Source organism: Microcoleus sp. T2B6 (assembly GCF_036700475.1).
In the GTDB taxonomy this organism is placed as follows: domain Bacteria; phylum Cyanobacteriota; class Cyanobacteriia; order Cyanobacteriales; family Microcoleaceae; genus Microcoleus.
In genome coordinates this window covers 22,566-32,355 of the sequence record NZ_JAUBOZ010000089.1, presented here as the reverse complement: position 1 = coordinate 32,355, position 9,790 = coordinate 22,566, and the positions used below count along the sequence as shown (strand labels likewise).

6 protein-coding genes and 1 pseudogene are annotated in these 9,790 nt (G+C 47.0%); 2 read left to right on the top strand and 5 right to left on the bottom strand.

What is annotated here, in order from left to right:
* A pseudogene (locus tag QUA00_RS28210) lies at positions 1–1,244 on the bottom strand (RNA-guided endonuclease InsQ/TnpB family protein); the annotation flags it as partial.
* A gap of 487 nt (positions 1,245–1,731) precedes the next feature.
* Here QUA00_RS28210 and QUA00_RS28205 point away from each other — a divergent pair.
* The gene (locus QUA00_RS28205) at positions 1,732–2,448 is read left to right on the top strand and encodes a tetratricopeptide repeat protein (protein ID WP_333300962.1); all 717 of its coding nucleotides are present in this window, start codon (positions 1,732–1,734) and stop codon (positions 2,446–2,448) included.
* The gene (locus QUA00_RS28200) at positions 2,445–2,675 is read left to right on the top strand and encodes an Osc7112_2153 family protein (protein WP_333144938.1); all 231 of its coding nucleotides are present in this window, start codon (positions 2,445–2,447) and stop codon (positions 2,673–2,675) included. The genes QUA00_RS28205 and QUA00_RS28200 overlap by 4 nt, the downstream gene beginning before the upstream one ends.
* A gap of 439 nt (positions 2,676–3,114) precedes the next feature.
* Here the strand turns inward: QUA00_RS28200 and QUA00_RS28195 are convergent, their stop codons facing one another.
* The 4 genes from QUA00_RS28195 to QUA00_RS28180 form a co-directional block, all read right to left on the bottom strand.
* On the bottom strand, positions 3,115–4,578 hold the full coding sequence (locus QUA00_RS28195; RefSeq protein ID WP_333411913.1) for an IctB family putative bicarbonate transporter: 1,464 nt from the start codon (positions 4,576–4,578) through the stop codon (positions 3,115–3,117).
* A 216-nt stretch (positions 4,579–4,794) separates the two neighbouring features.
* The gene (locus QUA00_RS28190; RefSeq protein WP_333411912.1) at positions 4,795–5,682 is read right to left on the bottom strand and encodes a histidine kinase dimerization/phospho-acceptor domain-containing protein; all 888 of its coding nucleotides are present in this window, start codon (positions 5,680–5,682) and stop codon (positions 4,795–4,797) included.
* A 433-nt stretch (positions 5,683–6,115) separates the two neighbouring features.
* Positions 6,116–7,558, bottom strand: a complete 1,443-nt coding sequence (locus QUA00_RS28185; protein ID WP_333411911.1) for a 1-acyl-sn-glycerol-3-phosphate acyltransferase — start codon at positions 7,556–7,558, stop codon at positions 6,116–6,118.
* A 222-nt stretch (positions 7,559–7,780) separates the two neighbouring features.
* Complete coding sequence (locus tag QUA00_RS28180; protein WP_333308030.1) at positions 7,781–9,787, bottom strand: ribonuclease R family protein; 2,007 nt, start codon at positions 9,785–9,787, stop codon at positions 7,781–7,783.
* Positions 9,788–9,790: the final 3 nt, after the last annotated feature.

The following is a 9,790-nucleotide window of genomic DNA, read 5'->3' as shown; positions in this document are numbered from 1 at the left end:
CCCTCCCCTTTCACTTTTACTTTGAGCGGATTAACCCGCATTGGCCCAACTACGCAGCTCCCTATCAAGAAAGCTGAAGGCATTTGGGATTGCTTTTCTGAGAATATTGTAAGAAGCATTCACATCGGAATTAATTAACTGACCAGTTGATGTTTTGTACAAACCTCGTTTGATCCGTTTCCCAGTAAATACAGGCTCTTTTTCTGTTTTCCCGTAAACCGGAATTGGGTCTAAACCCAGAAAGCTACTTCTGGACGTGTAGGATTCTTCCTGCACAATCACCGTAATTCCCACTAACCGAGCTTTGTATTCCAACATTTCAATCAACTGAGAATGAGGAATGCTAAGAAAGTTTTGATTAGTTTTATTCCCTAACTCGATTTCAGTTTTCCACTGGGCATTCTTGCCAATTACTAGCGTCCCAATCTGCTTTGCCATCAAAATATCAATAATCACATGACTGGTATGATGCAAGTAATTATCAACTTTTTGATTGCGACAGCGTGTTAAGCGCGCTCATCCGTGGTGAAGTTTTGCGACCTCCTTTTAACTGGGATTGCAACTTTCCTTTACGTTTGTTGTAGAACTGGTTGATCGATTTTAATGGTCGCCCGTTAATCAACAAAGGGATAAATCCCGGCTGATTTGAAGTTAACGCCACTAAATTATCCAGCCCCAAATCAATACTAGCTACAGAGTTGGCATTGCCAAGGGTGGACTCCGGTTCATCATAAATTACCTCAATTACATAGGAATCACATTTCGGAACCAGTCTAACTTGACAAATCTGGTCGGGATTGAGTTGGGTTTTAATTGAAAGTTCAGTGCCGGAAAGCTTGATAATTCCTTTCTTCAACTGTTTGCGGCTAATCGCTTGAATGGTGTAAACGAGCAGGTTTCGCCCTTTAACTTTATCTTTGTACTTCGGCAATTTTGGACGACCCGTGAACTTGGAAGAATCAGCTTTGTAAGCATTGAATGCCTCAAAAAACGATTTCCAATTCTTGTCTAGTACCATCAATATTTGCTGACTGACTTTAGCAGGTAAAGCTTTATACGCTTCATGAGACTTCATCAAGCGGTTCATTTCGTTGTAGTTGACATAACCCCATCCATAAATAAAGCTCTGACGAATAACGTAATTGGCGGCATTGTAGAGGTTTTTGGATTTGAAGGCTAGTTCGTCAATCTGGGCGAAACGGTGTTCCGTCGATTTAATGATGTGTCTCTGGAGTTAGTTGCATTCAGAGCCTCCATCTCTCGGATGTGGTAGTTTATTTGCCTTCCACCACCGCCACGCAGTTGTGTAACTTATGCCTATTGCTTTAGCGTAGTCAGGTAGTTTCATTGTTAACCTCCTGACTACATATTATCATTCTTGCTTACTACTGCTTATAAACTTAATGAAGTTTTATAATACTGTCGATCGCCTGACCGCTGACTAAGTATTATTACTTAGACAAGGCGAACAGTTCTACCTTCTTCCTGCTTCCCGGTTCTTTTTTCCTGAAAATATCCGGATGGCTTGTGGAGCCTCATGAATGATTAACCTATGCTCGAATACCTCTGGGTAGTGGGAACATTACCCAAGCATTCGGCTGTGGACTGACAAACTCTTATGAGAAATGGGCTCAAACCTGAGTCATTTCGTAAGATTATGAGGCCATTAGGGTAGCAATTAAATCTGACAAAAAAAATATTGCTCAACTCTCAAGTTAAAAAATGCTAAAAATGACACCATTAGCTAACATTTTCAATGCCATGAAAGAGCCAGCAAAAAACCATCACAACTCGAAGTGGGGAGCCTTCTTGCTGATCCTAGCAGTAGGCTTTGGCGGCTGGAAAATTGGGCGGCCGGAACTGGCATCTTTTTTTAATAATATGGCATTTGAAAACTACAAAGCCAATAGATTGGCGGATACTCAAAAAGCATATGAGTTAGCGCTCGCTGTAGATCCAAAAAGCCGAACAGCTCTTTACAATTTAGGATGGCTTTGCGAAGAGGTGCAAGATTTACAATGCGCCCGAGGAAAATATCTGCAAGCTGCAAAACTCGGTCTGCCTGCTGCTTACAGCAATCTGGCTCGATTATATATAGTCGATCAAAAAAACTATCCGGCTGCGGTTCACTTCCTGTGGCAAGGTTTGAAATTAGCGGAGGACGATCGAGTAAAATATTCTTTACTCAAAAACTTGGGATGGGCTCGCCTAGAACAGGGTCGATATTCCGAGGCATTGCAGCATCTGGATGAAGCCATTAAACTTGATAGTGAAGGGCCAGCAACTTACTGCTTAAAAGCGCAAGTCCTAGAAAAAATGAAAAATACTAAGGCAGCGCTACCGCAGTGGAAAATTTGTCTAAAGTATGCGGATTCTCAAGAATTCGATGAGGATATATGGATAGGGATGGCACGTCAACGATTAAACGAGGAAAAAACAAATAAATGAAACGCACAGTTTTGTTTTCATCAACCATACTGGCAATTATAACGGTACTGGAGCTAAGTCAAGCCTCAACAGCACTCCCAACTCCTTCGACTGTTAACCCTGCCGTTAATGAATCAGTCGAAACGCCGTTCGACTTCAATCAATCGACCTGGCGGCGGTGCAGAGATAGAGATGGTGGAAAATATCCGTGTCCCAGATTCATCATGCCTTCGGAGAGCGAAAAATAAGAGTTATTTTCAATAAATTTTGTAGAGTGTACCATCACCACTTTACAGCAACAGGTATGTAGTATGTAGTAGTAAGTATGCAGGGTGTGCCGTCCGCACCTTATAGCATTTGAGATTTGAGATTAAGAATTGAAGAATTGGAAATAACTTATGGCGATAATGGTTTGCAGCTTGCATAAAGCTGCATTCTTTTTTTTGCACTGATATAACTCTTAATCATTGCTGTATCGGCTATTGCTGGAATCCACACCGGGCGCAGGGCTGTTTCATTCGACCTAGGGACAAACCCTCGTGAAGATGCCCGATATTTGAAACATCGATTTCATCATCCGTGGAGGGGGTAGGCATTCTTGGCACTACCCCTACAAAACGATGATTTCCCTGAGAATGAAACCGCCCTGCCACCGGGCGGGGAGAAAATCCCCGCCAGCAATTCTATCTACTCTCCCTCCGTCAAAGCTGAATCTTGCTGTTGGTGCGAGTTGCTGTAAAAACTAGCAATAATCGCCACCATCAACCACCAAAGCATATTAACTTCGGGCCTGTACCAAACTGTATCGACAAAACCGTGGGCCATCATGCCGGCTAAAGTTGCGATCGCCCCAATCAACCAAAACCCCTGATTCGTCGATTTTAGATTTTGGATTTTAGATTTTGGATTTCGGGATTCTTCGTCTAAATTAGAGATGTTAAATTGTGCATCCCGCAGATTTTTTATCTGCAACAAACCTTGATTGACGGTGACAGTCATCAGCCAAAGGAAACACATTAAACCGATAAAACCGGTTTCCACCGCAATTTCCAGCAGCACGGAATAAGCGCTTAAAGCAGTGAATCTCGGCTTCATATAAAGTGGATAAACTTTATTAAAAGCAGTGTTTCCCGGCCCAATTCCGAGAATTGGTCGATCGCGAATCATGTCAATCACCGCCGTCCAAACATTAATCCGAAAATTGTTACTGCTGTCACCTCGGCCGATAAACATACTCGAAACTCGATCGCGCAGAGGTTCCACTAAAGCCACTCCCAAAATTAAGGCTCCCGCCAAACCTCCTAACCCTAACGGCAGCGCCCAATTTCGCCAGAACCGAGGCATCAAAGGGCTGTACCAGTACCACAGCAGCACTAAAAATACCACCAGTAGAGCCACAAAACCGATCCAAGCACCCCGGCTGTCCGTGTAGCGCAAACACGCGCAATTCACCACCAGCATCGTCAGCGCTAAAACTCTTGTTCCCCATCCTTTCCACACAAAAAGTGCGGCGGCGCTCAATGCAATGGCCGGCAGTAAATAGGAACCAAGCAAGTTAGGATTTCCCAGAAAGCTGTAAACTCGCGTGACATTGGCTTGAGTAGAAGTCGGATCGTTCCAAGTAGCTAAGGGCGGCACTTTGTCAATCCACTGCCGCACGCCGTAGAAACTGACAATTAAAGAGACGTTCAAAAATACGGCAATTAACCACGATCGCCAACGGGGATCTCGCAATATCCGAGCCATCAGCGCAAAAAACAGCAAATACAGCGTTAGCTTGCTCCAACCAGTAGCAGCGGCGACTTTCACCGGCGACATCGCCGTTGCGACGGTGGCAATGCCCCAGTACAGCAGTACCAGCAAGTGAATCGGCGTGAAGGGGATCTCGCGATCGTCCGAAACAGTCAGCAGCACCCAAAACGCAGCGCTAGCCGCCATCAACACCCCCACCAAGGCATTGTTTACAAACGGCGCCAAACCGAAAGTCAAGGCCAGCAAAACAAAACCCAAGGGTTCGGCCCACTGCATCAGCCAGCTACTCTGCCGCCAACTGCGTAAAGAGCCGATCGCCAAATTGAATAAATAACTTCTACTTTGCCACTGAGAGAGCGGCAAATTTGCCAGAGTTAATTGTTGCCAAACTGAATTCATTGCTATTTTAGATTTGTACTTAGTAATCGGGCATTGGGCATCGGGCATTGGCCAAACAGGGCATTGGCCAAACAGGGCATTGGGCATCGGCCAAACAGGGCATTGGGAAAAAGGTAATTGTTATTTCTAACAACTGCCAACTGCCAACTGCCAACTGCCAACTGCCAACTGCCAACTGTCAACTGCCAACTGCCAACTGTCAACAGTCAACTAACTTCATCCTTCCAACAATTCCGTAGCATTTGTGCAGGGCAGCCAGAGCACGTAGCGATATCCAGATTCCGGGGTTCCTTGAATTGAGAGTTGACCGCCTTGAATTTCCACCAATTGGCAGCAAAGCAGCAGCCCCAAGCGTTCCCTGGCCCCGTAACCAGCTAACACCGGTGCGCTATCCTCGGCATTCTGGGCCACCAAAGCCGCCAACTCAGAAAACGCCAGCGTTAATCGCTGCACACCCTGTGTCGGGAGTTGCGGTTCGAGTCCGGGGGAGTCGGTTTCGGAGTTCGATGGCGAACCGCTACCCGATCCGACCTTCAACAAGTAGTCGGTGTAGAGTTGAGCATGGGGTAAACTTTCCCCTAACCAAGGATGAAAAACCCAAACTCCGATGTTGATACCGTCTTCTTTCCGAGAAACGTGGACTCGAATCACACTGCCTGCCCCAGCAGATTGAATAATGCTAAAAATTAAGTGGTGCAGCATTTGCTGAACCTTATCTTTATCTACCAACCAGATGCGCGATCCGGGCCCCACCGACAAATTAATTTCTTGCTCTCGTCTACTTGCCGCCGAGGAGAGGGTGGTCACAACCTGCTGGCACAAAGTTTCTATATCGACTGCGGTTCGCTTCAATGTGAAAGCGGAATCATCTAGTTCTGCCAGTTCCAAAATTTCTTCAACTAGCGATCGCAAAGAGCGGCTGCTGTCTTGGATCACGTCAATATATTCTTTTTGCTTGCTCGTTAATGGGCCATAAATTTCTTGTTTCAACACGCTTGCCATGCCGAGGACAGAAGTGAGCGGTGTGAGCAATTCCTGCGCTAAATTATTTAGCAGTTTTACCTTAATTGAGTTAGTAGACAAATCGATAGGTTTGTTAGTCATTGGTAATTTTTATTGGTTCATTGTCGATCGAGCGTTTGCGGTTCATGAGACCTATTCCAAAAGTCTATAACAATCTGTTTATAATTCACGACAAAAAAAAATATTGAAGAAAAATATATATTCCTTCTTCCCTAGAAGCTCTTGTTTATCTGAGTAATTAACTACCAGCCGGGAAGTCCCTCGGTATATTTAAAGGGGATTAATCTGAGCGCTGCGCGAAGTACCCCGTTGGGAATTACTCCTTGGGATGAAAGGCTCGTCGGGTGTAGGTACCCAAAGCGACAATTATTTCTGTATATCCCTTGATAATCTGGAAATACTCTGATAATATATTAGCAAGTGGGGGTGGAACTACCTCACTATAAAAAGCATGAGAAAAAAAAGGAAAAAGAAGCCAGCGGTCTAACTGTACTCAGTTGACAGTCAGGTTTGTTCACGATTTAATCATTGCTTCTAAAGCTGATTGCAAGTCTTGAGTGAGTTCGGCAACTGCTAACCTGCGGCTGGTTTGATATCGATCCCAACGATCGCTCACTGATATCGGTTCGCCCACGGTCATTTGTACTTGCTGTTTGCCCAACTTGGGGCGGCCGAAAGGATTTCCCCCTTTGATGCGAGCCAGTACGTCCCACAGCAGTAAAGTTGTTTCTGCCAAACGTTCTGCTGTCAGTTGTTCTTCGACGTACCTGCCCGTGACGGACACGAAACTTTCTACAAGTCTCATGTGCCACATCCGAAGACTTGCTTCTTCAGCGAGGCGATCGGCTAATCCTCTTTCTAAGGGAGAAAGTGCTGCAATATCTTTGATATCTTCTCGATAAATATACTCCCAGCCTGCTTGTTCAAGACGGCGGCAGCGGTCTATTAAACTGCCTTTGGGCTTTAAGTTAAAATATTCTTCTGCTACTTGCAAACCCACGTCTAACAGTGCTTTCAGTCGAGCCATCATTACTTCATTGCCAGAATCATTTCCCGTTTTGTTGGGTAGCGATAATGATGTTAAAATAGAGGTTTCTGGATGTATTTCTTTATGATAAAAACGGCTGTAAAACTCTTCCATTACTGACAGTAAATGGCTACCCAGTCGAATCAGGCGCAGATATTGGAATTTGTGATTTTGGTTTTCGGAAGCGGGATTTGTGGTCGGTAAATTGGCGAGGTCGGTGCGTTCTAAGGGTGGCAGTCCGCAATCAATTTCTAATTGAGTTAAAAGTTTTTCTAGGGGTTGCCAAGGTGGATTGACATAGCGGTATTGAATGCCGATCGGCACAATTAAAACTTTTTCAGTGCGTCCGGCTTTTAGCAAATCTTCAACGCACCAGAAACCCATTTGAGCAATTCCCGGTTCGAGGGGGCTAACTATTTCATTGTGACCGTTGGTAGCGCCTTCTGGGGCGGCGGCGATCGGGAATTGGCTGTTGGCAAATAAATTGCGGGCCGATCGCAATCCGACGCGATCGATTTTACCGCGAACAATGGGAGTGCCACCGAGTTGGGAATACAGCCAGCCGACTCCCGCACCGGCCCACAGGGGAATGCCGCGATCGTAGATAAAGTGGGAATGTACCGGGAATTGCAGGGGAATGCCTTTGGCCCGCGCCGCCTGGGGAACGAGTTTCCAAATTAGTTGTCCCAAACAGTAGGGATCGTCTGAGTTGGGGTGGCGGAAGGCTAGCAAGAAGCGAACTTTCTGATTTTGAAATTGGTGGAATAGTTCGGCGAGGGTTTCGACGTTTTCGGCTTGAATGTGGCTGATATTCGTCCGAAATCGCAGCCACCAGGGGAATATTTGCTTACAACCTTGCATCACTAGCGGGTTGTAGGCTGGGGGTATGAATTCCAGCGGCGGCTGAACTTGGCTAATTGAATTGGGCATTTGGCGGTTTGAGATTTTAGATTTTAGTTAAGACGGCGGTTGAAACCGCCCCTACAGAAACAAAACCCGCCTGCGCGGGTTGAAGAGTAAACTCCCCTAAATTCCTGAGATGAAATTCCTCTGAGATGACTAACCCAAGCATATTGGTTTATAGCCACAAACGCACAATTCCTGTCACTAAGATTTTGGAAATCCCAAATTTAAAATCTCAAGTTTAAAATCCTATTGTGCCGCTTCAAATATCATTTCTTGGAAGTTAATGACATCCGATCGCGGATCGCAGTGGGTGACTTTGACTTCTAGCCGATCGCCGATTGCGACCGATCGACCAAATCGCATTGCCAATTCTAAACCCAAATCTTCCAATAAAATCAATCCGAGATTGCTGTCTTCCCTCAGCCAGCGCAGCATTAAAGCTTCCCAAACTTCATCGGGGTTGCGCCGCAAATATTCCAATCCCCAATAGCGGTTAGTTTGGCGTTCGACGGTGGATGCTTCTTTAACTGCGGTGCCGAGACACATGACAATATCCTGTATTTCTTGGGCCGAAAAAGGTAGGGGTTCGCCCCGCAGGTGGGCTTTGATTTGGAAGTGAGCCAGCAAGTCGGTATAGCGGCGGATCGGGGAAGTAACTTGAGTGTATAATTCCAAACCCAAGCCGGCGTGGCGTCCGGGGGTGAGGCCCATTTCGCTGCGGGGCATACACCGGCGCACGGCGCAAGCGCGGGCGGGGCCTGCAGGCACGGCCAGCAGTTCTTCATCGGGAGGAAGTTCGGGCTGTGGCTGATAGCGGTAGGGTATGGGTAGGCTGTGAGCTTGACCGTAGCGGGCTGCTAGTTCACCGGCTAAAATCATCATTTCGGCTACTAGCATCCGGGCGGTGGAGTCGTCGATGACGTGGATTTTGATGTCGTCGCCGTTGACTTTGATGACGGATTCTGGCATGAATATGCTGATTGCCCCTTGGGCTTCCCGCCATTTTTGGCGCAGTTTTGCTGCAGAGGCGATCGCTGCTATTTCCGGTTCTGCTTCGATTCCCAACTCCAGCATTTCGTCTACGTCATCGTATGTCAAGCGGTAGGTGGGTTTTATGGTGCTGATGTGGATGCTGTAATCTTGAGCCGCGCCGATTTCGTCTAAGGTGACGCTGAAGCTGAGCGCGCTGCACTCTTTGCCTTGAATTAAACTCATCGGCCCGGTTGCCAAAGCTGGGGGAAACATGGGGATCATTCCCGTGGGCAGGTAAACCGTAGTGGTGCGCTTTCTGGCTTCGAGGTCGAGTTCGTCTCCGGGGGAAAGCAAGCGGGTGGGATCGGCGATGTGTATCCAGATCCGCTGCTGGCCGTTTTCGAGGAATTCTAAGCTGAGGCCGTCGTCGATTTCGGTGGTGCTTTCGTCGTCGATCGTGTAAACCTTGAGGTGAGTTAAATCGAGACGATTTGTGTCCGAGTCGGTTGGGGGATTTTCTAGGCAGCGTTGGGCCACTTCTAATACCTTTGCGGAGAATTGTAGGGGAATTTGGCTGCGCCGCAAAAACAGGTTTTCGTGGGTACTCCAGAGGCCGAGCTCGACTAGGAGGCCAAAGGCTGCTTCGGGGTTTTCGGATCGTTGTAAGCTGGCTAAAGTTTCTAAGGCTGGGGTGCGGTGCGTTGCTTCTTCTCCGAGGAGGGCAAAGCGTTCTAGGGCGTCGAGGCGAGTTCGATCGCTATTTTCCCAATCTACATTTTCTCCTGCCAGCCGCTGTTTGACTCGATCCCAAAATCCTTGGGATTCTTGGTGTCGCTGCTGTTCTACTTCTTGCTGGTGTTTGATTTCGGCTACTTGGGCTGCCGATCGCGGTTCGTAGCGATCGCCCTTTTGTTTAAAATACAGTTTGTCTGTTGATAACAAACAGTAAGCCGCGTAACACTGGGCCGCACTACTCTCAGAAAATAACAGCTTTGCCAGGGATTCGGGATCTGCTGTTTCTCCGTCACCGACTAAAAGTTCCCAAGCGACTTCCAAACTCGACGGATCTGAGTATGCTTCTACTTCTTTGAGAAATTTGGGAATATCGGAGGGTTTGTAAGTTTCTCCGACTACTTCGTAGGTGATTTGTTTGGGCGGTATGCTGTGCGGTTGACCGTTTTCGTCTACCACCACCCAGTTTTTCTTGCCGTCGGGGCGATCGGCAACTGCCAGACGGCGGTCGCCGTGCACTCTAAATTCTACTAACGTTCCCTTCTCCACTTG